Origin of the sequence: Streptomyces achromogenes, assembly GCF_030816715.1 — a bacterium.
GTDB lineage: Bacteria > Actinomycetota > Actinomycetes > Streptomycetales > Streptomycetaceae > Streptomyces > Streptomyces achromogenes_A.
Genome location: NZ_JAUSYH010000001.1, coordinates 9,056,521 through 9,081,249 on the forward strand (window position 1 = coordinate 9,056,521; position 24,729 = coordinate 9,081,249).

19 protein-coding genes and 6 pseudogenes are annotated in these 24,729 nt (G+C 68.7%); 16 read left to right on the top strand and 9 right to left on the bottom strand.

Annotation, left to right across the window (positions count from 1 at the left end):
- Positions 1-23: 23 nt before the first annotated feature.
- Together QF032_RS39910 and QF032_RS40990 are read left to right on the top strand one after the other, a co-directional pair.
- Positions 24-4,739, top strand: coding sequence for a tetratricopeptide repeat protein (locus QF032_RS39910; RefSeq protein WP_307060007.1), 4,716 nt, complete (start codon positions 24-26; stop codon positions 4,737-4,739).
- A gap of 220 nt (positions 4,740-4,959) precedes the next feature.
- Positions 4,960-5,903, top strand: a pseudogene (locus QF032_RS40990) (IS3 family transposase).
- A gap of 77 nt (positions 5,904-5,980) precedes the next feature.
- Here the strand turns inward: QF032_RS40990 and QF032_RS39925 are convergent.
- A complete protein-coding gene (locus QF032_RS39925; protein WP_307060012.1) occupies positions 5,981-6,778 on the bottom strand; it encodes an alpha/beta fold hydrolase in 798 nt (265 codons plus the stop codon).
- A 36-nt stretch (positions 6,779-6,814) separates the two neighbouring features.
- Between QF032_RS39925 and QF032_RS39930 the strand changes: the two genes are divergently transcribed.
- Positions 6,815-7,435, top strand: coding sequence for a TetR/AcrR family transcriptional regulator (locus QF032_RS39930; protein WP_307060014.1), 621 nt, complete (start codon positions 6,815-6,817; stop codon positions 7,433-7,435).
- 10 nt (positions 7,436-7,445) lie between these two features.
- Here the strand turns inward: QF032_RS39930 and QF032_RS39935 are convergent.
- Positions 7,446-8,702: pseudogene (locus QF032_RS39935) on the bottom strand (IS256 family transposase).
- Positions 8,703-9,187: 485 nt separating this feature from the next.
- On the opposite strand from QF032_RS39935, the gene QF032_RS39940 reads away from it, so the two are divergent.
- The 5 genes and pseudogenes from QF032_RS39940 to QF032_RS39960 form a co-directional block, all read left to right on the top strand.
- A complete protein-coding gene (locus QF032_RS39940) occupies positions 9,188-10,012 on the top strand; it encodes an IS5 family transposase (protein ID WP_307060016.1) in 825 nt (274 codons plus the stop codon).
- 274 nt (positions 10,013-10,286) lie between these two features.
- On the top strand, positions 10,287-11,156 hold the full coding sequence (locus QF032_RS39945) for an IS5 family transposase (RefSeq protein ID WP_307038950.1): 870 nt from the start codon (positions 10,287-10,289) through the stop codon (positions 11,154-11,156).
- A 339-nt stretch (positions 11,157-11,495) separates the two neighbouring features.
- Complete coding sequence (locus QF032_RS39950) at positions 11,496-12,266, top strand: transposase (RefSeq protein ID WP_307049728.1); 771 nt, start codon at positions 11,496-11,498, stop codon at positions 12,264-12,266.
- Positions 12,267-12,503: 237 nt separating this feature from the next.
- Complete coding sequence (locus QF032_RS39955) at positions 12,504-13,655, top strand: acyltransferase family protein (RefSeq protein WP_307060017.1); 1,152 nt, start codon at positions 12,504-12,506, stop codon at positions 13,653-13,655.
- Positions 13,656-13,668: 13 nt separating this feature from the next.
- Positions 13,669-13,854 (top strand): annotated as a pseudogene (locus QF032_RS39960) (integrase core domain-containing protein); the annotation flags it as partial.
- Positions 13,855-13,910: 56 nt separating this feature from the next.
- Here QF032_RS39960 and QF032_RS39965 read toward each other — a convergent pair.
- Complete coding sequence (locus QF032_RS39965) at positions 13,911-15,365, bottom strand: transposase (protein ID WP_373430452.1); 1,455 nt, start codon at positions 15,363-15,365, stop codon at positions 13,911-13,913.
- Between QF032_RS39965 and QF032_RS39970 the strand changes: the two are divergent.
- Positions 15,301-15,519: pseudogene (locus tag QF032_RS39970) on the top strand (transposase); the annotation flags it as partial. The gene QF032_RS39965 and the pseudogene QF032_RS39970 overlap by 65 nt on opposite strands.
- 482 nt (positions 15,520-16,001) lie before the next feature.
- Here the strand turns inward: QF032_RS39970 and QF032_RS39975 are convergent.
- Genes QF032_RS39975 through QF032_RS39985 form a run of 3 tightly spaced genes read right to left on the bottom strand, consistent with a single transcriptional unit; the run spans position 16,002 to position 18,015 of the window.
- Entirely contained in the window at positions 16,002-17,216 is a 1,215-nt protein-coding gene (locus tag QF032_RS39975; RefSeq protein WP_307060021.1) for a hypothetical protein, read from the bottom strand.
- Complete coding sequence (locus tag QF032_RS39980; protein WP_307060023.1) at positions 17,213-17,791, bottom strand: RNA polymerase sigma factor; 579 nt, start codon at positions 17,789-17,791, stop codon at positions 17,213-17,215. Before QF032_RS39980 ends, QF032_RS39975 begins: the two co-directional genes overlap by 4 nt.
- The gene (locus QF032_RS39985) at positions 17,788-18,015 is read right to left on the bottom strand and encodes a hypothetical protein (protein WP_307049736.1); all 228 of its coding nucleotides are present in this window, start codon (positions 18,013-18,015) and stop codon (positions 17,788-17,790) included. The genes QF032_RS39980 and QF032_RS39985 overlap by 4 nt, the downstream gene beginning before the upstream one ends.
- A gap of 887 nt (positions 18,016-18,902) precedes the next feature.
- On the opposite strand from QF032_RS39985, the gene QF032_RS39995 reads away from it, so the two are divergent.
- Positions 18,903-19,394, top strand: coding sequence for a hypothetical protein (locus QF032_RS39995; RefSeq protein WP_307060025.1), 492 nt, complete (start codon positions 18,903-18,905; stop codon positions 19,392-19,394).
- Between the two features lie 164 nt (positions 19,395-19,558).
- On the opposite strand, the gene QF032_RS40000 is transcribed toward QF032_RS39995, so the two are convergent.
- Entirely contained in the window at positions 19,559-19,762 is a 204-nt protein-coding gene (locus QF032_RS40000; RefSeq protein ID WP_307060027.1) for a hypothetical protein, read from the bottom strand.
- 129 nt (positions 19,763-19,891) lie between these two features.
- On the opposite strand from QF032_RS40000, the gene QF032_RS40005 reads away from it, so the two are divergent.
- Both QF032_RS40005 and QF032_RS40010 read left to right on the top strand, forming a co-directional pair.
- Positions 19,892-20,146, top strand: coding sequence for a hypothetical protein (locus tag QF032_RS40005; protein ID WP_307060029.1), 255 nt, complete (start codon positions 19,892-19,894; stop codon positions 20,144-20,146).
- Positions 20,143-20,682, top strand: a pseudogene (locus QF032_RS40010) (transposase); the annotation flags it as partial. The gene QF032_RS40005 and the pseudogene QF032_RS40010, both read left to right, overlap by 4 nt.
- Before the next feature lie 800 nt (positions 20,683-21,482).
- Here the strand turns inward: QF032_RS40010 and QF032_RS40015 are convergent.
- Positions 21,483-21,749: pseudogene (locus QF032_RS40015) on the bottom strand (DUF4158 domain-containing protein); the annotation flags it as partial.
- Between QF032_RS40015 and QF032_RS40020 the strand changes: the two are divergent.
- On the top strand, positions 21,673-21,864 hold the full coding sequence (locus tag QF032_RS40020) for a DEAD/DEAH box helicase family protein (protein ID WP_307060031.1): 192 nt from the start codon (positions 21,673-21,675) through the stop codon (positions 21,862-21,864). The pseudogene QF032_RS40015 and the gene QF032_RS40020 sit on opposite strands and share 77 nt — an antisense overlap.
- A 216-nt stretch (positions 21,865-22,080) precedes the next feature.
- Entirely contained in the window at positions 22,081-22,374 is a 294-nt protein-coding gene (locus QF032_RS40030) for a hypothetical protein (protein WP_307060033.1), read from the top strand.
- Between the two features lie 340 nt (positions 22,375-22,714).
- Here QF032_RS40030 and QF032_RS40035 read toward each other — a convergent pair whose 3' ends face one another.
- Entirely contained in the window at positions 22,715-23,089 is a 375-nt protein-coding gene (locus tag QF032_RS40035; RefSeq protein ID WP_307060035.1) for a winged helix-turn-helix transcriptional regulator, read from the bottom strand.
- 91 nt (positions 23,090-23,180) lie between these two features.
- Here QF032_RS40035 and QF032_RS40040 point away from each other — a divergent pair, with 91 nt between their 5' ends.
- On the top strand, positions 23,181-23,993 hold the full coding sequence (locus QF032_RS40040) for an MBL fold metallo-hydrolase (RefSeq protein ID WP_307060038.1): 813 nt from the start codon (positions 23,181-23,183) through the stop codon (positions 23,991-23,993).
- 248 nt (positions 23,994-24,241) lie between these two features.
- Complete coding sequence (locus QF032_RS40045) at positions 24,242-24,592, top strand: YybH family protein (RefSeq protein ID WP_307049750.1); 351 nt, start codon at positions 24,242-24,244, stop codon at positions 24,590-24,592.
- The last annotated feature ends 137 nt before the right edge of the window (positions 24,593-24,729 follow it).

Here is a 24,729-nt window from a genome sequence, read left to right on the forward strand (position 1 = left end):
TGCCCTATAAGGCAGGCAAGTTGATGATCCTCCAGCTCTCGGAGTCGCGTGCCGGCGACGGGGTCCACGACGTGTCGGTGCGGCTGTCCGGCGGCGGGCACCGGAGCGCCAGCGGCTTCCGCGTCCGACTCGACACGAGCGCCGACGACCGGGAGCGGGTCCGCTGGTACTTCGAGGACTTCCTCCGGTTCCCTGACGATCCAGCCCCGCGGATCGCCCATTCCGCCGAGGAACAACTGCGTGAGTGGGGAATCCAGTTGGGGCGCAAGCTCGCCGGGGCGCTTTTTCTCCGGTGCGCCGAGCACGGACTGGAGGACCTATGGGACGCCGTGGTCGTCGGAGTCGCCGACGTACGGGTGGAGATCGAGTCCGACGTCCCCGGAGCGGGACTGCCGTGGGAACTGCTGCGCGACCCCCGTACCGGGCTGCCGATCGCCGCGCACGCCGCGTCCTTCGTTCGCGGGCGCCAGGCGGCGAGTCCGTCCGAGTACGCCGGGGCGTTCCAGCCCTCGGAGCCGCCCGGAGCCGCGCTCGCACGCCGGTCCGCGGGCCCGCCGCGGGTGCTGCTGGTCGTCAGCCGCCCGGACGGCGTAGGCGACGTGCCCTTCCTCGGGGTTGCCGGGCAGTTGCTTAGGGCGGCGACGCCGCGGGACGTCCGGATCGACGTCCTGCGGCCGCCCGGCTTCGCCCGCCTCGGTGAGGTGCTCGGCCGCGCCGCCGAGCTGGGCCAGCCCTATGACGTCGTGCACTTCGACGGCCATGGCACGTTCGGCGACACCGGTGGCTGTCTGGCCTTCGAACGGCCGGACGGCAACGACCGCCGCACCGACGCTTTTGACGACGGTGACCCGTGGCACTGGGTGCGCGGGGACGACCTGGCCGCCTTGCTGCGGTACCGCGGCGTGCACCTGCTGGTGATGAACGCGTGCCGGTCGGCCTATTCCGAGGGCGACCTAGGGTCACTGGCCCAGGAGGTGGCGGACGCGGGGGTCCCCGGTGTGGTGGCCATGCGGTACAACGTCAGCGTCGAGGCGGCTGCTCGGTTCGCCGACGGTTTCTACGGGGCCCTCTTCGCGGGGAGCACGGTGGGAGCGGCCGCCGGGGTGGCACGTCGGCGGATGCTCAAGGAGCCCGAGCGGAGCGCGGGCGCCGACCGCTTCACCCTCCAGGACTGGTGCGTGCCCTGGGTCCATGAGGAGCGACCGCTGACGTTCGGCTCTGGGGACGCCTCCGCCGCTGTCGCCCAAGCGCCCCGACGGTCGCCCTGCGCGTGGGCGCCATCGCCCGACGCAGGCGACGACGGCGCCCTCGTCGGTCGCGACGCGACGATCCTGGAACTCGACCGCTACTACGACCGGGGCCGAGTGGCCCTGCTCAGCTCGCTCGCCGGCAGCGGCAAGACTCTGGTCGCCCGCACCTTCGCGTCCTGGTACGGGAGGACGGGCGGCCTGAGCGACGCCCGCCGCGGCGACGGCCCCGTGCTGTTCACCTCGTTCACGGACCTGGACGGGCCGGACGCCCTCTTCGACGCCTTCGACCAGGCGTTCCCGGTGAAGCCCGGTCTCCCGACGGCCCCGGCCGGCCGCCGCGCGGCCCGCGAGGCGCGGGAGCGGCATGTCGTCGAGATGTGCGCCGACCGTCCCCTCCTGTGGGTGTGGGACGCGGTCGACGCGGTCGCCGGGCTGCGGGCCGGCGACGCGCGGCCCTGGTCCGCCCCGGACACCGAAGCGCTGCGACGGCTGCTGGTGCAGCTGGCGGGCACCCGGGCCAGGATCCTGCTGACCTCGCGAAGGCCAGAGACGCACCTGCTGCGGGACGTACCCGCGCTCCGCCTCCCACTGGGCCGGATGGCCGTCGATGACCAGGCGGCCCTCCTGGTGGCCGCCGCGGCCCGTGCCGGCCTGGGCATCTCGGCCCTCGCGGACTGGCTGCCCGTCCTTGGCTTCGCAGACGGCAACCCGCGCGTCATCATGGACCTGGTCGCCGAGGCCGCTGCGCGGGATCTCACCGACGGGCAGGACATCCGCGCGCTCGTGGCCGGTCTACAGCCGGCCGACGGCGACGGCGAAGGCCACGCATCGGCGTCCGTTCTGCTTGGCGACTGCGCCTCCCTAGAGGCGGCACTGACGCAGGGAACGAGCCGCGGAGTCGTCGCTCCGCGACACCGCCCGCTCCTCGCCGCGCTGGCCCTGTTCCGGGACACCGCCCAGAGCACGCTGCTGGCGGCGATGACACGGCGCCTGGAACTGCACCGAGCACCGACCGGGGCGACCGGGGCGACCGGGCCGACCGTGCCGGCCGAGGCGCCGGAGCGGGCGGGGACGGCGGAGGCCGAATGCCGGGCGTTCCTCGAGGTCTGCGCGGATCTGGGGCTCGTCGAGGGGCCGGGGCAGGGGAGCCACCGCATGCACCCCGCCCTCCCCACGGTGCTCTCCGGCCTCTGCCACGAGGTCTTCGGCCCTCGGGGCAGTCCCTCAGCGTTGCGGGCGATGCGCGCCTACGCCGAGTCCGTGACCTGGATGGTCAACTACTACGCGGACGAGCTGCAGGACGGACGCACCGACATCCTCGGCAACTTCCTGTTCGTCGAGGCCAACCTGCGCCGGGCGCGTGATCTGGCCCTAGCCCACGACTGGGGGCAGGAGTACGACGGTTGCACCCGGGCGCTGGCTCATCTCCACCGCTACCTCGGACACCGCGAGAGGTGGCTGCGGATCGCCGACGAACTCACCGAGGCCACCACCGACCCGGGGACGGGCCGGCCCCGCCCCGGCCGCGAGAGGGGGTGGAGCGCTGCCCTGGAGTTCCGGGTGCGTCTGGCCCGGGACGAGCGGGACTGGACCACCGCCGAGACACTGCAGCACACCATCGTCCGCCACGCCCGCGCGGTTTCGGCCGACGCCCGGGCGAAGTCGCAGCACAACCGGACGACAGCCGAGCGGCAGAGCATCGCGAGTCTCGCCGGCGCTCTGGGGACGATGGGCCAGATACGGCGGGAACTGGGCGAGGCCGACTGTCTGGACTGGTTCGAGGAGGCACTCGCCCTGCAGCTCGAGACCGACGACCGGCAGGGGCAGTTCTCCACCCACTACAACATCGCCGAGACCTATCGGAAGGTGGCCGCCGTTCACGACCTGGACCTGGCGGAGGACCACTTCCTGCGCTGCCTCGATCTCGCCGGACCGCGTGACCGGCTCGCCCGGATCCAGGCGCACGGCGAACTGGGATACGTCGCCTGGGTACGCCATCTGGAGGCAGTGCGGGCCGAAGTCCCGCTGGAGGAGCGGCAGCCGTTCCTGTTCGAGGCGCTGCGGCACTATCACGCCGCGCTGGCGGACCTGCCAGCCGGCGCGTCCCGTAACGCCGCGGTCTTCCACAACCAACTGGGTCTGCTGTACGAGGATCTTGGGGACCAGGAGGCGACGCGGGAGCACCTGCAGGAGGCGGTGCGGCTGTTCCGGCGGGCCGAGGAACCCGAGGGAGCCGGCCGGGCACTGGCCAATCTCGCCTTCGGACTGCTGCGGCGGGGCCGGGCCGCGGAGGCGCGCCCGTACCTGGTCGAGGCGCTGCGGCACCTGGAGTCGTTCGCGGGACGGCTGGACCTCGTCGACGACGTGCGTGACGCCCTCGCTGTAGTCGACGCCGCACGGCCCGACCCGTTGACCGCGGCCCAGAAGGCCGTCACTATGCGGATGAGGCAGGCCGCCGACGACCTCACCGCCCTGCCCGCCCTGGCCACGTCCCTGAGCAACCTGGGCATCGTCCTGTCCGCTCACGGCCGCCACAAGGAGGGACTGGAGGCCACCGGGGAAGCCGTTCGTCTGCTGGAGCAGCTGACCGCGACCGACCCGGCCGCCCACGAGGCCGCGCTCGCCTCCGCGCTGCACAACCTCGGCAACCGCTACTCCCACCTCGGGCAGAGCGGACAGGCGCTCAAGGCGACGCGACGGGCCGCCGAGATCCGCATGCGGCTTGCCGACCGGGACCCGGCCGCGCACGGCCAGGACCTGGCGTCGACCCTGCGCAACCTCGCTGACGACTCCTGGGCCGAGGGCCGGCCAGCCGAAGCCCTCATCGCGTCCGGTTTGCAGGTCCAGGCATGGCGGACCCTGGCCGGGGCGGAACCCGCCACGCATGACGTCCCCCTGGCACGGGCCCTGGACCGGCGCGCGCACCACCTCGACGGCGTCGGCCGGTACGAGGAGGCCCGTAGATGCCTCACGGAGTCGGCGTCCCTGTGGCGGGCGAGGACCGAACAACTGCCGCCCAGCCACGACTCCGAGCTGGCCGGAACCCTGCTGAACCTGAGCGGCGTCCTGCTCGTGCTGGACCGGCCCGAGGAGTCCCTGGCCGCCGCCCGTGAGTCCGTGGCCGTCCTGCGCCACCTCGCCGACGACGGTTCGGCAGCGACCACCGTGCAGCTCGCCAAGGCGCTCGGCACCCTCGGCAACAGTCTGCACGCCACCGGGGAATGGGATAAGGCCGTGCGGACCCACGAGGAGTCGGTCGCGCTGTGGCGGGGCCTGGTCGGGCAGCGGGTCGACGAGGCGCTGGCCGGTCTCGCCCTCACGTTGGGCAACCTCGGCGTGGCGCTGAAGGGTGCCTGCCGGCCTTGGGCCGCCCGGACCGCCCTGGAGGAGAGCGTCGAGCTGTTGCGCCCCCTCGTCGCGCGGGACGACGGTCTGCGGGTGAACCTCGCTGCGGCCCTGACCAACCTGGCCGGCCTGGGGGACGGGTGACGGATGCCCGCGCGCCGGGCCGCCGCTGGCGTCAGCGGTCGAACGCCGGATATGCGAAGCGCTGGGCGACGGGCAGGCCGTCGCCCTTGGCGTCAGTGGAGCCGACGTCGTACACAGGGTGAACCGTTCCGGGTTCAGTGGAGACTCGATTCTTTTAGAGGATCGAGTTAGGGCACGTCCCTCCCCTTGTCCCGCTGAGCTGCGGCGTCGTGCGGTGCGCATGGTCGCCGAGGTACGCCCCGACTACGAGACCGAGTGGGCTGCGATGAAGGCTGTTGCGAGCAAGCTCGGGATCGGGACCGCCGAGACGGTACGTCAGTGGGTCCGCCGGGACCAGATCGATTCCGGGCCCGGGACGACAACGGAGGAATCCGCCCAGGTCAAAGCACTGAAGAAGGAAGTCGCCGAGCTCCGGCGGGCGAACGATCCTCAAGGCGGCCTCGGCTTTCTTCGCGGCCGAGCTCGACCGGCCACATCTTCGCTCGTGACGTTCATCGACGAGCACCGCGGCCGCTTCGGCGGTGTGGAGCCGATCTGCACCGTGCTCACCGAGCATGGCGTCAGCGTCGCTCCCTCCACCTACTACGCCGCAAAGACCCGCCCGCCTTCCGCGCGGGAGGTCCGCGGCGAGGAGCTGAAGGCCCTGGTCCAGGAGGTCTTCGATGCCAACTATCGCGTCTACGGCGCCCGCAAGATCTGGCACCAACTGCGCCGGCAAGGCCACCAGGTCGCACGCTGCACGGTCGAGCGGCTGATGCGGGAACTCGGTCTCACCGGGTCGTCCGCGGAAAGAGGGTGGTCACAGCCGTTCAGGACCGGGCAGCCGAACGGGCTCCGGACCTGATCGAGCGTGACTTCGTCGCGAACGCCCCCAACCGCACTTGGGTCGCGGACTTCACGCACGTCGCGGCCTGGGCCGGCACCGTCTATGTCGCCTTCGTCGTCGACACCTTCTCGCGCCGCATCGTCGGCTGGTCCGCGGCAACCACCAAACACACCGAACTGGTGCTGTCCGCAGTGGAGATGGGTCTGCGGCAGCGCGATCGCGAGGGCAACCGTCACGAGCCCGGCCAGTTGGTCCACCACAGCGATGCCGGCTCGCAACTTGGACTCAATCGGTCGTCGCAACACCGGCCTCTTGGAGGGATAGTAGGTGCTCGTTGAGGGCATCGCGGCCTCCATCGGTTCGGTCGGCGACGCCTACGACAACGCGCTGAGCGGTGCGTTGGCATGGGTGCCCATCAGATGGCGGCGAGGTTGTTGAGCAGGTGGCCAAGCTCTGCCGGCGCCTGAATGTGGGCCAGATGGCCCTGCCCGGCGAGTTCGTGGACTCCGGCGTGAGCGATGTGCTGCCGCACGTTGTCGAACGACGTTCCGTAGGGGGCTGTTCCGCGGTTGCACTGGCCGATGATCAGGTCGACATGACCTGCCTGTCGCGCCATCACATCCGGAGGCAGCGCTGCGTTGAGCGCGCCGAGTTCGGCGTACAGCGGTCCGCTCAAGCGGCGCAAGATCGCCCAAGCGAAATGATCGGCCCGAAGGTCCTCGACGTGCGCAGCGGAGAAGCCGGAGATCTGCCGATTGACGATCTCGACGCAGCGATCCCAGTCCGCTGTCTCCGTGGCGCTCTTCAGGTCCGGCAGTGCATGTTGTCCGAACGGCTGCATCACAGGCTCGTAGACGATCACCTGGGGAATCGGGTGTTCGTTGGCGGCCAGCAAGGTGATCAAGCCGCCGTAGCTCCAGCCGAAGACGGCCCTCGTGCTGTCGAACTCGTCAAGGACCACACCGAGGTCCTCAACCTCTGTCCGTAGTGAGTAAGAGTTGGTCAACGGCCCCGAGGAAGCACGTCCCCGACGGTTTACGACTACCACTGAGGACCAGGCATCGATGGTGCCCGCAACACGGCGCCACGCATGCGCATCGCTCATCACGCCCGGGACGACGACGAGGCCCGGAGCATCCGGCTCCCCGTACACATCGACCGTGACCCAGCTGTCTCCGTCGACTGCAAGCTTCTTCTGAATCGTTCGCTCCATAAATCTATTATGGAGCGAACGATCTACAATGCAAGCGTGACCGAACACAACCGTGGACGCCCCCGAGCCTTCGACCGCGACCGTGCGGTCCTCGAAGCCGCTCGCCTCTTCTGGCGACGCGGCTACTCCGGCACCTCGACCCGCACCCTGACCGCGGCCCTCGGGCTCTCCACCTCCAGCCTCTACGCCGCCTTCGGCAGCAAGGCCGGACTCTTCGAGGAAGCGGTGCGGACCTACGCCGAGCGTTACCGCGAGATCTACCAGCAGGCTGTCACCGAGAAGAACATCCAGACGGTCATCGAGCGCATCCTCACTGACTCGGTCCACGAGTTCACCCAGCCAACCGACACGCATCCCGGATGCCTCATCAGCAGCGCCGTGATGACCGACAGCACGAGCACGCTCGATGCCAGCGCCTATGTCGCCGAACTGCACAGCTCGAACGAGCAGGCACTGCTCGTGCGCATCGAACGAGCGATCCAGGACGAGGAACTAGCTGCGGGCACCAACGCGGCGGTCCTGACCGGGCTCATCCAATCCGTCTGGCACGGATTGTCAGTGCGGTCCAACGTCGACACGGCTCGCGAGGACCTGCTCGCGACGGCACAACTTGCTCACCAACTCATCTGCCAACAAACCACGTCACCAACGTCCTGACCCGCAACAGCTAGGCGGCGTGGGCTTCGGGACGTTCGACGAGCTCGCCGCGTTCGAAGCGGGCTCCGGCACGGACGAGGGCGACGAGATGGGGCGTGTTCACGGCCCGCCAGCGAGCCTGGGCGGACTCCACGAGCTTGAAGACCATCGCGAGAGCGGCGGCCCGGCTGCCCGCTCCCTTGGTCACCTTCGTCCGCAGCCGCACGGTCGCGAAGGTCGACTCAATCGGGTTCGTGGTCCGCAGATGGATCCAGTGCTCGGCCGGGAAGTCGTAAAACGCCAGCAGCTCGGCCTCGTCATCGACGATCTTCTTGACCGCTTTGGGGAATTTCGCGCCGTACTGCTTGGCGAACGCGGCGACGGCCTTGGCCGCGTGCTCGCGGTCCTCGGCGATGTAGATGTCCTGGATGGCCTTCTCCGTCACGGGCTGGGCCGACTTCGGGAGGCTGTCGAGGCAGTTGGCCGTTTTGTGAACCCAGCACCTTTGATGACGGATCTCGGGGAAGACCTCGTTGATCGCGTTCCAGAAGCCGAGTGCGCCGTCGCCAACAGCGAGAACGGGAGCGTGCATGCCGCGCCGCTGGCAGTCCCGCAGCAGACTCGCCCAGGACTGGGACGATTCGCGGTAGCCGTCCGCCATCGCGATCAGCTCCTTGGTGCCGTCCGCGCGCACCCCCATAACGACCAGGACCGCGGCTTTCGCCTCCTCCAGACGTATGCGCAGGTGGATGCCGTCGGCCCAGACATAGACGTAGTCCGTGGCCGACAGGTCGCGTTCGCAGAGCGCCTTGTGGCCGGCCTGCCATTGGGTAGTCAGACGGGTCACCGTTGCCGGGGACAGACCAGCCGAGGAGCCGAGGAACTGCTCGAGCGCGGGGACGAAATCGCCCGACGACAGGCCGTGCAGATAGAGCAGAGGCAGCACCTCGCTGATCTTCGGGGACTTGCGGCACCAGGGCGGCAGGATCGCCGATGAGAACCGCTTGCGCTCACCCGTCGTCTCATCGACGCGCTTGTCGTTCACCCGCGGCGCCTTGACTCGACCGCCCCGGCCACGGTCGTCACCGACCGCGGCTGGTGATGGCCGTTGCGGACGACCAGGCGGTGCCCGTGTTCGTCACGCTGATCTGCCAACTCTGCTATATATGCGTTGACTTCGGTCTCCAGGGCGGCGGCGGCCAGCATCCGCCTTGCGCCCTCGCGGACGATGTCGTCAATCAGGCAACCGGTCCCGGTCGTTCCATCGGGCATTCACTACGCTCAGCACAGGCGTGCCTTCCCGACCGACGGTGCAACGTCGGCCTACTCGACGACCAGAAGTCGATCACTCGGGAAGGTACGCCCTTCGCATCCAACCCGAGGCCGATCCACAGGTCATGAGCATTGCTCCGACCGCGGAGCCGGTAGGCAGTCCGCGCGATGGCCGGTGATCCTGCACCGCAGTGACAGACGCCGACTGCTGTCGCTCGGCGAGCGCGACAGGCACGGAAAGTAAGTGAGCGTTTGGTTCACCTATCGAATGTTTCATGACGATTTTCGGCGGCCCGACACGAACACCGGACCAAGCGAAACGCCGGAAAAACGGCTTCTGCGGTACTCGGCAGACCAGTTATACGCCGGGTTCCTTGCAAAAGCTCCTGTCTCATTTAGAAACCTACCGGTTCACGCGAGATTGAGAACACACGCCCGGATGCACCCAACGCCCCCGCACACGCCCTGCTCAGGCTGGCCGCCACCGCATACCCAGGCATCATGCAGCCCTCACGGCCCTACCCCAGCGACCTGTCCGACGCCCGCTGGGAACTGATTCGCCCCACCCTCGAAGCCTGGCGCCAGGCCCGCAACGGCATCCGCAAACCCACCCACGACCTGCGCGCCCTGATGAACGCCATCCTCTACGTCGACCGCACGGGCATCCCCTGGCGCTACCTGCCCCACAACTTCCCGCCCCACCAGACCGTCTACGGCTACTTCGCCCACTGGGAAGCCGACGGCATCTTCGACCAGCTCACCGGCCTCTTACGCGGCAAAGTCCGCCAGGCCGAAGGCCGCACCAGCGAGCCCAGCGCCTGCCTGATCGACAGCCAGAGCATCAAAACCTCCGCCACCGTCCACCTGACCAGCCAAGGCATCGACCCCGCCAAGAAAATCATCGGACGCAAGCGGCACATCGTCACCGACACCCTCGGCCTCCTGCTGGCCGTCGCCGTCACCGCCGCCAGCGTCCACGCCTCCGCCGCCGGCACCCAACTCCTGACCAAAGTCCGCGAGCGCCACCCCACCATCACCAAAGCCTGGGCGGACAACGGCTACAAGACCAAAGCCGTCGAACAAGCCGCCCACCTCGGCATCGACCTCGAAATCGTCCAACGCGACCCCAACCTCCGCGGCTTCCATGTCCAGCCCCGCCGCTGGGTCATCGAACGCACCCTCGGCTGGCTCATGCACCACCGCCGCCTGGCCCGCGACTACGAAACCCACCCTCGCCGCTCAGCCGCCATGATCCAAGTCGCCGCCATCAACCTCATGACCCGCCGCCTCACCCACGAAGCCACCACCAACTGGCGCGACAGCTAAGCCAAATGAAACGGACAACACAGAACCAAACGCTCACTAAGAGGTCGTTTTCATCTGTCTTGCCTGTTTATAGACGGATTCCCGATGGGTGAGGATGCGATGCGAAGGAGGCAGCCGGTGTGGCTGGGGTCGATGAGTCCTGAGGTGTGGCTGTTGGGGCGGAGTGCTGCTTGTTCCTGTCTCATCCCAGGATGCCCGGCTTCCCAGGCTGCGTGCTTCCGTCGTCATTGCTGTGCGCCTGGGCGCACTCGTTGAGCGGCGGTACGCCGGAGGCATGCCAAGCCGACGTCCTTATCCAAGTGATCTGTCCGATGCCCGCTGGGAGTTGGTCGAGCCGGTCCTGGCGGCCTGGCGCTTCGAGCGCCGCGGCAGGGCCCTGGACTTCGGCCGGCCGCCGGAACACGACCTGCGCGACATCATGGACGCGATCTTGTATGTGGACCGCACCGGCGTCCAGTGGCGCTACCTCCCGCACGACTTCCCGCACTGGAACACGGTCTACGGCTACTTCGCCAGGTGGCAGCAGGAAGGCGTATTCGCCCAGCTCAACGGCCTGCTCAGGCAACTCTTACGACAGAAGGAAGGCCGGGAGGCCGAACCGTCGGCCTGCGTGATCGACGCGCAGAGCGTGAAAACCTCCACCAGCGTGCTCGCCACCAGCCAGGGCATCGATGCCGGCAAGAAGATCGTCGGACGGAAACGGAGCATCGTCACCGACACCATCGGCCTTGTGCTCGCCGTGCTGGTCACCGCGGCAAGCGTGCAGGACTCCATCGCCGGCACCCAGCTCCTGGACCAGGTCGCCGCCGCACATCCCAGCATCCGCAAAGCGTGGGTCGACGGCGGCTACCGCCAGCACCTCGTCGAGCACGCAGCCACCCTCGGCATCGACATGGAAATCACTCAACGCAAGCCCGGCACCAAGGGGTTCGTCCCGATCTCGAAGCGGTGGGTGGTCGAGCGGACCTACGGCTGGCTCATGCTCCACCGCCGACTGGCCCGCGACTACGAAACCCACCCGCACCGATCCGAAGCCATGATCCACATCGCCATGACCGACCTCATGGCCCGCCGCCTCACCAGCGAGAACACCATCTCCTGGCGCGACCCGGAACCGCAGACCAAACAGCAGATTCCGGGATGAAACAACGGGAGAAAACGACCTCTAAAGGCTGTCCCGCTTTGGCGTGTCGCTCGGGACGTAGGGTGTGACGTGCTCTGCGCCGTTGGCAGGACCACGAGGGAGTGCGTCGTTGGACCGGAACCCCACCTGTTGCTTCTGCTGGCTCGTCGTCGATCTCGAGCAGGACGAGGCTGCGAATGAGCTCCGGCTTGGTCCCGCGCACTCCAGCAATGTGAGGCAGCTTGTGTACTCCCACTCAAGTTGTTTGCGCGAGCGTGTCCACTCGAACATGGACTTGTGGTGGGAGCTGTGACGGTGGGAGTCGGCCCACGCCTGTGACCGTGCTGGGATGATCTCTTCGTGGCTGGAGCGATCACGGCGTCGCAGCCGTCTTGGATATGCCCGTTTACCGGGCTGAGCCCTCACAGCTTCAGCAAGTTGGTCACGACTGTTCGCAGGCAAGGGGCTGATGGCGTTCAGCGAGGCCGACCGTGGGGCCTGCCGTTGGAGGACCGGGTCTTGTTGGTGGCGGCGTACTGGCGAACTAATCTGACGCTGCGGCAGCTGGCGCCGCTGTTTGGGATCTCGAAGTCTGCTGCCGGCAGGATCATCGATCGTGTGGGGCCACTCATCGCGTTGCGGACCCGCAAGCGGTTCCGGACAGACACCGTGCTCATCGTCGACGGCACCTTGGTGCCGACCCCTGATCATGCGGTGGCCGAGCAGTCGAAGAATTATCGGTACTCCACCAACCATCAGGTCGTTATCGACGCTGGTAGCCGGCTGGTCGTTGCTGTTGGCCGGCCCTTGCCGGGCAACCGCAACGACTGCAAGGCGTGGGAGCTGTCTGGGGCGAAGGCTGCCGTCGGCAACACCACGGTGATCGCTGACGGCGGCTATCGCGGTACTGGGCTGGTGATCCAGCACCATCGCGAACGCGGCCAGGAAGAGCTTCCGGCCTGGAAGGAGGAGCACAACCGCTCACACCGGAAGGTCCGCGCACGGGTGGAGCACGCCTTCGCCCGCATGAAGAGCTGGAAGATCCTTCGCGACTGCCGCCTGAAAGGCGACGGCGTGCATCACGCCATGCTTGGCATCGCCCGCCTCCACAACCTCGCCTTTACGGGATAGTCACGCCGAACGTGGGCGCCGCAGCCCTGACCGCCAGAGCCAGTTGATCATTGCGGGACAGCCTTAGCTAGGAAATAAAGGTAAATCTGCCTACTTTTAACGCCCTCTGATGTGCGCGGGGGTGCCGAACGTCCGAGTCCAGCGGCAAGGGGCTCCCCGCGAACGGGTCGGGATACCCCCTTACACTCTGGCGAGACCCCGACGCACCTGACCAGCCCGATGAGAGTGACCGATTTCATGAATCAGCCGAGGGCGGCCGCCCCGCCCACCCGGGCCAGCCGCCTCGACTCGCTCACCGGACTGCGTTGGTGGGCTGCCTTCGGTGTCTTCGCCCACCACATGACCAATCTGGCGCCGCTGCCGGTCTTTGAGGTGGTCGGTTTCGGCAAGTACGGAGTGACGCTCTTCTTCGTGCTCTCCGGATTTGTGCTGACCTGGTCGGCGCGGCCGGGCGTCACCGCGCCCACCTTCTACTGGCGGCGTTTCGCTCGGATCTATCCCGCGCACTTCGTGGCCCTGCTGTTCGCGATACCCGTCTTCTACAGCTACAGCCCCGACCCGGCCCAGAGCTGGGTCAAGCCGGTCAGCGTCGGAATCCTTCTGCTGTCCGTCCCGCTGATCCAGGGCTGGTGGCGGGATCCGGTCCTGCTGTACTCGGGGAATCCGGCAGCCTGGACGCTGACCTGCGAATTCTTCTTCTACGCTCTGTTCCCGGCGCTGCATCGCGTGTTCGCACGGTTGAGGGTGCGTGGCGCACTGGTGGCGATGACCCTCACTTTCGCTGCGGCTCTCGTCTACCGAGTCCACGTATGGTTCCAGCCGCATTCCTGGGCGGCGGAGGTGCCGCTCACGGTGGTACGGCTGAGTGAGTTCGTCATCGGGATCGCCATCGCTCGCGCGATGCTCTCGGGCTGGCGAGTGCGCATCGCCCCCGTCTGGGCGTTCCTTGGCTCTGCCGCCCTCGTCAGCTGGCTGGTCACCACCGCGGACCGGCCGGCCGGAAACACCTTTGCCGCCTTTGTGCGGGTCACGAAGGATGAGTGGATCATCTTCGCCTGTGCCGCGATGATCGCCACGATCGCCTGGCGTGACCTCGCAGGCAAACGCTCGTTGTTGCGCTGGCGTCCTCTAGTCCTCCTCGGCGAGTGGTCGTACGCGTTCTACCTCGTCCACGCGACCTTCATCTACATCACCCGTGACGCGTTCGGGAAAGAGACGGTGAGCTGGTCGAACCTGCAGTGGTACGCGGCCCTTCTCATCGTCTCGCTCGCCGGCGCCGCGGCGTTGCACTACGCCGTGGAACGCCCGCTGGAGCGGCGGCTGCGTACCTGGTGGGACACTCGGCGACCGCCCGCGCAGGACCGTCAGGCTGTGGGGTCGCTGCACTGATCCCAAGCGGACCGGGCAGTGCTGGGACAACGCGCTCGCCGAGTGGTTCTTCGCCACCATCAAACGGGAGATGCTCGACACGAGCGCCTGGCCCAGCCGGGCCGCCGCCCGCACCGCGATCTTCGACTTCATCGAGGGCTGGTACAACTTGCACCGACTGCACAGCAGCCTCGGCTACCGCAGTCCCGTCGAATACTAGACCGCTCTCGCGGCCTGACCACACACCGAGGGTGGGCTTGATCCAAGGCCGGGTAATTAACGCATTTGTGCTGGTGGCAAGGGGGCGTCCTGGCTGGTGTAGGTGGCGGGTCCGGTTTTGTTGATGAGTCCTTGGCGGGCCCATCGGTCGAGTTGTCGGCGCATGGTGCCCAGGGTGACGTCGCCGAGGTGGCGGGCGAGGTCTCGCGGGTGCCAGTGGCGGTCGGGTTCTGCGTCGAGGAGGTCAAGGACGCGGTTCTTGCGGCGGTCGTCCGGCGGGGTGTGGCGGTCGTCGTGCGAGGTGGCGGGCAGGTCAGGCTCTGGCGCGAGGATGGAGACGGCCAGGCTGGTGACGGTGCGGCTGGTGTCCGGGCGGCCGTCGTCTTTGGGGTCGTGGTAGCGGGAGATCGGCGACTTGACCTTGCGGTTGCTGACGCGGGGCCGCCTGGGCGGCAGGAGCCCGGCCAGGATCCGCCGGCCTATGACTCCGGTTGCACCGCTGGTGATGCCTGCGGCCTGGACGACCAGGTCCCTGGCGGTGTGGAGGGCGATGGTGAAGCCGCAGCCGCAGCGGTCCGGGTCGGTGCCGGGACGGGACTCGGCGGCCTCCACCATGACCGTTCGCAGGGCCTGGTAGAGAGTGAGCATGGCCCACATCTCCTGCTCGACGCCTAGGGGGTCGCCCGAGCGCAGCACCCGGCCCTGCCAGAGGGTGTTGCGCAGCGCGAAATATGCGGACTCGTGCTCCCATCGCTGGTGGTAAAGGGCGACCAGGGCCGGGGCCGGGTAGCGGCGGGCATCGGTCAAGGTGGTGACCAGCCGGTAGAAGCCCGTGAACGAGGTGCCGTCTTTGCAGGTCACGATGATCTCCGCTTCGACGATACGAACCGGGAGGGTGCCCAGGACGGACAGGTAGGAGCCGTCGCCGAGGCGGGCCAGGACCGGGGTGCGCCGGTTGGCGCGGATCCGGCCCAGGAACTGGGCGCCGGTGCTGGCAACGTTGGCCAGGAAGGCGTTGGCGTCGAAGCCCTTGTCCCATAAGACCAGCATGTCGGGGCGGAGATGGTGCAACAGCCGACGGGCATAGTCGGTCTCTCCGACGCTGGTGGGGCCGAACACCGCACCGATCAGGGCGCGAGTGCCGGTCTCCACGAGGGTCATCAGCTCCACCATCGGGTAGCCACCGCGGCTCTGCGGCCCGAACCGGTCCACATTCCTGTCGCTCTCGGGGACCTTGATAGAACTGCAGCCGTCGAAGGAGACCGTGCGAAACGGCCCGAAGCGAACACCGCGCGTCGTCGGCCGAGCCAGCGGCCCGGCCACGACGTCGAAAAGATGCCGCACCGGCGCGGCGCTGACCCGGCGGCGCAGGTCGCGCAAGGCTTTCGCGGACGGCCACGCGATCTCCAGCCCCGTCCCTGTCAGCGCTGCGGTCAGCTTCTGCCGCCCTTTGCAGCGCGGCACCAACGAGAACACGAACGGCCTGCTGCGGCAGTACTTTCCCAAGGGCACGGACCTGTCCCGCTGGGACGCCAATGAGCTCCAGGCCGTTGCCACCACCCTCAACAACAGACCCCGCAAGACACTCGGATGGAAGACACCCGCCGAAGCCCTCAACGAGCACCTACTATCCCTCCAAGAGGCCGGTGTTGCGACGACCGATTGAGTCCAAGCAGTACACCAGCCAACAATTCGCCGCGCTGGCACACCAGTTGGGGGTGCGTCTGTCGGTCGGCCGCACCGGACAGTGCTGGGACAACGCACTCGCCGAGTCGTTCAGTGACACTGAGGGGAGACGCGACGATGGAGTCGCCGACAGAACCTCGGCTGGGACCGCCGGAGCAGCCGGCCGCGAGCGCGCAGGAAATCGCCGAGTGGTTGGGGTCCGGGATCGTTGGGGCGCGCACCGCACTGGGCCGCCGCCCGCCCGGCATCCGGCGAGCCGCCCACGGCCCCCTGAGCGCCGCCGGGCGGACACGGGCCCTGGAGATCCAGGACTGCCGGGATAGCGCGGTGAGTACCCCCCGCCGCCCTCTGGGCACCGGTCCCCAGCCCCACACCCTCACCGCTGCGGAGGTCGCCAACCGGCCCGGCACCGTCGCACGGCGCGCAGCCACCCAGCTCGCCCGCGCCGGGGGTCGCAGAACCTCAATTGATGACGTTATCGCGTACGTTCCCGGTGCCGGCACGGATGATCCAGGATCCGTCTTCCTGACGGTCGGAACGTCGCTTGAGACGGTCGACGTCGGTGGAAGCGGGCCATGTGGTGCCGTCCGACCATCTGACTCCGGTCAGCTTGACGTCGTCCTCGCGCACATCCGCGTCGCTGAGGTCGTCCGTGGTGAAGTTGTCCATGAGACTCGCCAGGGATGCCTCGTCCACTGCCACTGGCGCGCCGACAGCCTGCGTGTACTCGTTATTGATGATCTGCAGGCACCGGCATCGGGCGAGGTCGAGGGCGCGGTCGAGGGCGCGCTCAAGGGCGAGGGCGCCCTCGAGGGCAAGAGTGAGGTAGCGGGCGAGGGCGGACTCGACGTCCCGCATGAGGAAGAGGGCGAAGCCGCGGACGACGGCGAGGTCGAGGTCGCGGGCGAGGGCGACGGCGACGTCGCGGGCGAGGGCTAGGTCGGGGTCGTGGTCGCGGGCCAGGTCAAGCGCGCGGTCGAGGGCGCGGGCGCGGCCGAGGGCGGAGGCGAGGTCGCGGGTACGGTCGAGGTCGAGGCCGCGGTTGCGGTCGAGGGCGGAGGCGAGGTCGTGGGCCAGGTCAAGGACGAGGGCGAAGGCGCGGGCGAGGTCGCCGACGCGGTCGAGGTCGCCGACGGGGTCACGGTAGCGGGCGAAGGCGCGGGCGAGGTCGCAGACGCGGTCGCGGTCGCGGATGAGGTCGCCAGCGAGGGCACGGGCGCGGGCGCGGTCGAGGATGAGGTCGCCAGCGAGGGCACGGGCGCGGGCGCAGTCGAGGCTGTGGGGGGAGATGCTGACCCAGTCCCCTACGACATGCAGCACGCGGCTCGCAGCCGCTACGCGGGGGTTGCTGCGCAGCTTCAGCCGCTGGGCCGGACTGGCCTGCCACCTGCTGCCGCCCGGGGCTGCGTTGGCGACGGGCGGGGCAGCGGCGGGCGGGAGGCGGTGGGGCGCTTGGATGCTGGGGGGCGTGAGGATGTCGCGCAGGCCTGCTTCCACGTCCAGAGCGGTCTCGACCTTCGTCGTGAACGCCTCATGGCGGGACTGGAGCAGGATGTCGCGCAGGCCGGCTTCGGCATCCAGTGCTGCTTCGATCTTCGCTGTGAACGCCTCGTGGTGCCGTGCCAGCTCGCGGTCGATCGGGTCGGCGGGCTCAGGCTCGTTCCTGTGAGCGGTCACTGGCGCTCCCTCTTCCGCTTCTCGAGCACTGTCACCGCGGTGCGGCGCGCGCGGGCGAGGTTGCCCCGGACCTGAACCGCGGGCACGTCCAGGATCTGTGCGATCTCCGCCGGACTGAATGCGTCGAACGTCAGAGCCAGTGCCTGCCGCTGGCAAGGAGGCAGCTCCCGCAGGATGGCCAACACCTCGTCGCATTCCAGTGATTCCCACATGGCGTGGTCGCCCACCAAATGCCCGGCAGCCGGTTCCGGCGACTCCCCGAGATCCTGCTCCCGGGGAGACCTGAGCGCGCGGATCAGCACCCGGCGGCCCGTCGTACGCGCCCACGTCTTGGGATGGCGTACCTCGCGCCACTTCTGGTGGAGCTTGCGCATCGTTTCCTGAGCGGCGTCCGCCGCGTCCTCCCGACCGGCACCTACCAGGATGAGGAACCCGACCAGACGCGAGAAGTCAGCCCGGTAGAAGGCGGAGAACTCCGCGTCGACGGCGGTGCGTTCCGCGGCCCGGTCCTCGATCCCGCCGACGGACAGGTCCACCGGCGGGTCAGCGTCCGTGGGCTCCCCCGAAGTCGTCACGCGCCCTTGTCCCCCTCATCCGAACGGCGGCTCACCGTGAGCCGTACGTACCGCCCACGTCGCCGCTCGGTCAGGCACACCTGCCCACCCGGCCCCGCCGCCCGCGCCACCTCGGCCAGGTGCCTGCGGGCCGCCCGAGCGTGCAGCACCCGGTAGCGGAAGTACGCGGCAAGCGTGCCGGCAAGCGCCGGGCCCGCGACCCCCACCACACTGACAGCGTCCATCGCGCCCCATCCTCTCGTCGTATGGCGGACGGAACGGACCGTCCACGGATGAGAGGCTCGAGAGGCCGCCCGCGTGAACAGACGAACCAAGATTCTTTTCGCAGACACGGCCTGAGCCGGAGGCGCTGCGCGACGAGGGCACGTACGAGTCCCTCCTCGGCTCCGTGGCCGTCGACGGCCTGCCGGACAGCGTTCAGCCCCGCGCGTCCGCCGGCGCCACCGACATGCTCACCTTCCTCCGCACGGCGCCCTCCGGCGCGGCCCGCGGCGTCTACCTGCGTCCTGACCCCCTGAATCCGTGAGTTGATGCAGGAGTGCACCGATCGCGGTTGTGTGAAGGTCAGCGCCTTTAGGCTCAATGGACCGAAGCACCTGCTTCCAGCCGCTGCTGGCGAGCATCCACGGTCTGGCCGATACGTGGTCACCAGCGACGCGATGCACCCGCAGTACGAACGCGCCACCTACTCCTGGGGCGGCGTGGCCGATGACGTGCTGGCGGTAGCCGTCGTCGACCCAGACCTTGCTGATGGCGGGACAGGCGGTGCGACCGCCTCGTCGGCCAAATGGGTGCCGGCGACGGAGTCCTGCACGCTCGCGGCCGTGACCAGCACCACCCCGAGCAGCAGGCCGAGGATGTCGGTGACGATGCTCCGCTTGAGCGCCGCGCTGTGCCGAAACCGACCGCACCGCCGCGGTGGTGGAGCAATTCCGGTACCGCGGCCATGGATGCCATCGAGCGCCGTACCGGGAGCGGCACGCGTGCCACAAGGTTTCCGCAAGGTCCTGGCGGCACGATGCACGTATGCGCCGCGCGACCTCTGAGAGCCCGCGCGGGCATGGCCTTCGTGGTGATCCCAGTAATCAGTGATTTCAGAAAGGGGACTCTCATGTCCGCTTCCTCGTCCGTATCCTCGCCCCGCCCGTCACGGCCCAGGCTCGCGGCCGTCTCCGGTCTGGCGTTGACCGTGTCGTTGGTCGGTGCGGCCGTCGCGCCGACAACGGCCAACGCGGACACCGGCGACCGCACCAGGACCGTCGACTGTGCATCGCTGTACGTGTCGGACAGCGGCGGCACGGTCCACGCCAGGACCAGGAACTGCACGGTCACCTGGGGCAAGAACATCCACGACAACGTCTACTGGCAGACCGTGAAGTTCCAGCTGCTCGACGACGACACCGACGGTGTGTGTGCCAAGGCGAACGCGATCGCATCCGACTCGGGGAAGAGCGCCTCGTTCAGCGAGTGCGACGGTGTCTGGACGACGAAGACCGCCACGCTGAACGGCCGCAGCTCCAACATCTTCATCAGGGTCGCCTACGGGTCGCACTCCCAGCACGGCAAGATCAGCACGAACATCGGGGCCCCTTCCGGGTTCTGACCGGCGGCTCGGGGCGGGGCCGGGGACGCTCTGATGGATTCCGAACCACAGTGACGGCAACGGATGGGCCGATGGGACAAGGCGACCGCAATCCACGGGTCCGCCGAGTCCCCGCGGCGCCGCTCCGACGCCTCCGCCTCCTCCTTCTCGTCGGCCGCTTCGATTTACGTCATCGGTACGGTCACCTGCGTGCAAGGGAGTTGGTCGGCGACGGCGTTCGCGTAGGCACCCGCGCGGTCACGGCCGTCGGTGAGGCAGAACCCCGGCGTGCGGTTGGGCGGGGTGGTGGCCCAGACGCTGAGAGCCGCCGCGCGCTCGTCGCCGGAACCCCCGTCGTCCCCGTCGGGCAGCAGCCGTGCTCGAGCCACTGATGCTGGAAGGCAGGATGACTCAGGGCTGGGCGGATGAGCGGTGGATGCTCTGACGGATGGGCTGCGGGTGTACGTCTGGGCCGACGGCATCCACCTCAACGTCCGCCCGGAGGAGCCCAAGCCTGCGTGCTCACCCTGGTCAGGGGACGCGCCGACGGCTCGAAGAAGGCCATCCAGGACATCCATAACGCCGAGGACAAGCAGCACGTCCACGCGGCGATCAAGACGTCGGCCCAGCCCTGCGTTCGACCTGCTCCTCGCGGCCGGAGCCGTGGCATGCGCCCTTTCCTGAGCTTGTCGTTTAAGGTCCGGCGTCGAACGCGGTTCGAACTTGATCAGCGTTTTCGCAGTTCAGCGGACGTGAGAGCGGCCTTCGTATGATCCTGTGCTCCGTCACAGAGTGGATCAGCGCGAAGGCCGTGGTTGTGAGGTTGGAGCATCGGGGCGTCCTTCGGGATGCGTTCGCGGAAGTGTCACGCTTCCGGACGGAGTTGTACGCGTGTCTGACGGTGCGGGGCGACGCGCTGTTCGAGTTGTGCGACGCGTTGTTGTGCACGGACGGGCCGGTGCGAACGCTGGTCGACCTCGCACTCGCGCCGGAACACCGCCGCGGACACGGCGCCCTCTACGGGGGCCTCAACCAGGGGCGGATCGATGTGGCCCGGCTGCGCCGCGCGCTGGCCTCAATGCCGTTGCCGAGGGCGGCGGATGGTCGGATCGTGCTGGTCGCGGACGTCTCGCCGTGGCTGCGGCCGGACGCCAACACCTGTGCTGACCGGGCCTTCTGCCACACGTTCGGCCGGGGTGAGGGCAAGCACCAGATGATTCCGGGCTGGCCGTACTCGATCGTGGCCGCGCTGGAGACCGGCCGCACGTCATGGACGGCGGTGCTGGACGCGGTCCGCCTGGAGCCGGGCCGGTAGGCGGTGTTGTTGCACTTCAGCTCCAGCGCGTTCAGCAGCGGCGAGAGCATTCGGCGCCAGTGGTTGGAGTACGAGGAGCGCAGCACCGTACGCACCCGGGCCCGGTAACGGGCCTCGTTCGCCGCGGCCTCCGCTGCGAGGGCCTTCAGCGTTGACTCCCCTGCCACCGGATAGATCACCTTGCGGACCGTGCCGCCCGGCTCGGCGACCGCCGCCTCCGCCAGCCGCAGCAGGATGCCCTCCTTGCCGCGGACCCGCTTGAGCTCCTTGTTGAACTCGCCCTCGACCTTCTTCTCCGTCCGCGTGTTGATCTTCTGCACGAGCTGGATGAACAGCTCCACCAGCGAGTCGGTGATCTCCGTCTCCCGCACATGGCACAGCGTCGACAGCCGCGTGTACCGCACCGGCGCGGCCGCCGTCCGCAGGTCCGAGGGATACTCCTTCGCTGCCCGCGCCCGCCAGGCCGCCACCAACTTCCCCGACACGTCCCCGAACAGCTCCGGCGGAAGCTGAAGGCAGCGCACCCGCTGGAGCTTGTTCACCTCCGCCAACAAGCTGTCCAGCCCCAGCGCACCTGGGTCCGCCTTCAGCTCGGTGAAGAGCGTGCCCCCGCCGCCCGCGCTCCCCTCGTCCGCGCCGGCGTTCTCGGCGATCAGGTCGTCCAGCCGGGACCGGGTCGCCGCCGACAGCCGGCCCACGGTGGCCGCGCAGAACCGCTCCTCGAAGGCGCTGACCGCCTTGCCTACCAGCCGGGCGATCTGCCCTGGAGCCGGCGGCTCCAGCCGGCCCTTGCGACAGCGGGCCACCACCGCCTCCGCCAGCCGGTCCCGGTTCAGCTCCACCCCGCACAGTTCCACCGCCAGCCACTCGGCGAGCTGGACCTGGTCCTCCTCCGTGCACTCACGGAAGCCGAACGCGCCCCGAATCTCCATCTGGTGCCGCTTGATCGCCCGCCCAGCCCAGTCGTACACGGTGAACCGGCTCGTGCGGCACCTGCGCCGCCCGGGGACGCGGGGACTGTTCGTATCCGCGACAGGGACCGGGAAGACGCTGGTGTCCATCCGCGTCGCGGACGGGCTCGGCGCACGCCTGGTGCTGTTCGTGGTGCCCACCCTGGACCTGGCGGCGCAGACCGCGCTGGCCTGGCGCGTTACGGCCATGGCGAGCACATGGTGATCGTGTCCTCGAGAAGGACATCCGGACCTGGATCGCCGCATGGAACACCGATCCCAAGCCCTACGTCTGGCCCAAGACGGCGGACGAGATCCTCGAACGCCTCACCTCATATCTGAACAGAATTCCTGACTCAGAAGACTAGGATCCGCGTCGAGGTCGTGCAGCGATGACATGGACTGCAGGCCTCGGCTCGCTGGGGGACCCACCCAGGAGCAGGTGGACGCTCAGGTGTGGGGGCCGCTGCGGTTCGTGCCCGGCGTAGACGGCGCCGACGCCAACGGGCAGACGATCCCGGCGTTCCCGCTGCGAGTGGGTGTCGGCTGGCCCCTCGCGCTGGAGCGCACGCCGCCGCTCTGGCAAGAGGGCGACGACCGGGAGGCTCGCTGGCGCGACAAGTGGTTCAACACGCCGATGCGCCTGGTTTTCACCTGCCGCCGGGACGGGTTCGTCCCGTGGGTGGTCCCGTACGAGGTGGACGTGCCGCAGGCGCCACGGGTGCGGACGATGTAGGCCACCGGCCCCTACCAAGCTGGCAGCCAGGGTGGCTACTCGGGCACGGAAAGGCCTTGAGCCCCCAGCGAGAACAGAAGCCTGCCGCCGCAGGTGGCGATCTGTTCCCGCGTCCCTTCGACCCTGCACCCTTGCCGCTGGGTTCTCTGGTGACCCGCACGAACACCGCCGACGAGCCCGCCGTCGGCGGTGACGGGCAACGGCTGAAGCCGTCGTGCATCTACCGCGAGTGACGGCGGGCCGTGATCGAGTCCTGAGGTTTGCACGCGGTTCATGCTGGTCAGAGCGCTGACTCAGACGGTGGAAGCGCGGTGACGTGTGTGCGTTGAACCTGCCTTGTTCAGGGTGTCGGGTGGGTGGTGTGGGTGCGTCGGTGGTGGTCGTAGTCGTGGGTGTGTTCTTCGGCCCAGTTCTGCAGGTGTTGCAGTGCGGGGGTGGCGTCGCGGGCGAGGTCGGTCAGGGCGTACAGCACCGTCGGTGGGCGGCTGGTGTGAACGGTGCGGGTGATAAGTCCGCCGGTTTCGAGGTCGCGCAGGGTCTGCGCGAGCATTTTGTCGCTGACGCCGCCGGCCCGACGGCGCAGCTCGGACCAGCGTTGCGGGCCGTCCATGAGGTCGACCAGGACCAGGGCGGCCCACCGGGCGGTGACCAGGTCGAACAGCTGCCTGCCGGGGCAGGCGGGATTACGGACGTTGCCGCGCGTGCTTTCCTGCACGTGCTCACCTCACCTGAAGGTATGTACTTCCCTCTAGAAAGTAACTCGGTCAGAGTGAGGGGACCAACCCCTGATCGTCAAGGAGTAACCCGTGGCAACCGACGACGCCGTGATCCGCGCCGTGAACACAGTGACGGTGCTCGGCGGCCCCACCGCGCTGATCCGCCTGGCCGGCTGGACGCTGCTGACCGACCCGACCTTCGACGCCGCCGGCACCGAGTACCAGGACGGCCCGGTTTCGGTGCGCAAGACCGCCGACCCGGCGCTGAAGCCCGGGGAACTGCCCGCTCTCGACGCGGTCCTGGTCAGCCACACCGGGCATCTGGACAACCTCGACACCGCCGGGCGTGCGGTGGCCTCCGCTGCCTCGCAGGTGTTCACCACCGTCGCCGGCGCCACCGATCTCGGGGGTGCGGCCGTCGGCCTGGAGCCCTGGCAGACCCGGACCCTGTCGACGCCGGGCCGCATGCCGCTGAACATCACCGCGGTCCCCGCCCGCCACGGTCCCGTCGGCACCGAGGACATCACCGGTCCGGTCACCGGCTTCCTCCTGCACACCGATGACGGCTCCACGCCGAGCGTGTACGTCTCCGGTGACACCGTCGACCTGGACGCGATGAGCGCCCTGGCCGGCCGGTACCGCGTCGACGTGGCGCTGCTGCACCTGGGCGCGGCCGGCTTCGAGGCATTCGGTGACATACGACTGTCGCTGACCGCGGTCCAGGCCGTCGAGGCCCGCCGCCTGCTCGGCGACCCCCTCGTGGTGGCCGTGCATGCCGAGGGCTGGGCGCACTACACCGAAGACCGCGGCCACGTCCAGCAGACCTTCGACGCCGCCGGCGCCCCGCTGCACTGGCCCACCCCGGGTGAACCCGTCACCCTGCCCGACCCCCACACCCTCTGACACCTCAACCGCCCGCCGCCGCCGACACACCGGCCGCCTCCCATGCCGCCGCAGACGCGGGAGCGGCCGCGGTTACCGCACTGCATGAGGGCCTCGCCCCCCGTGCCGGACAGGATCATCGGCGCGCACGACAGCGCCCAGCAGCTTTCTGGGGCTGACGCCCTCCGTCACCGGTCAATGGCTCACATGGATCGGCCGGTAGCCGACCTGCCCGTCCGCAACGAAGAAGCGAAGAGGAAGGAAAGAATATGAAGCCGGAAGTGGTGCACGAGCGCTTCGCCCAGTACCTCAAGGACCAGGACCTCGACGGCCTGGGTTCCCTGTTCGACGAAGACGCCATGTTCGTACCGGGACCGGGACAGCAGCCGGTCTACGGCAGGGAAAGCATCAAGGAAGCACTGACGCCCTACCTCGCCTCGCCCAGCACCATGGAGGTGGTGGCCGCGTCGGTCCATCAGAACGGCGACCTGGCGATGGTCCAGCCGTCCTGGCGGATCACGAGCGAGAGCGGCATCGTGGAGGGGAAGGCGGTCGAGGTGATGAGGAGGACGGCCGAGGGGGACTGGGTCTACATCATCGACAACCCCTACGGCGTCTGATTCTCGTCATCCCGGCATCACCGTCGGGCGAGGGAAGTTCCTCACGGCAGCGGCGGCCGTATCCACGTTCTCGATGCGGCCCCCGCTGCACTGGCCCACCCCGGGCCGGCCTCTCACCCTGCCCGACCCGCACACCC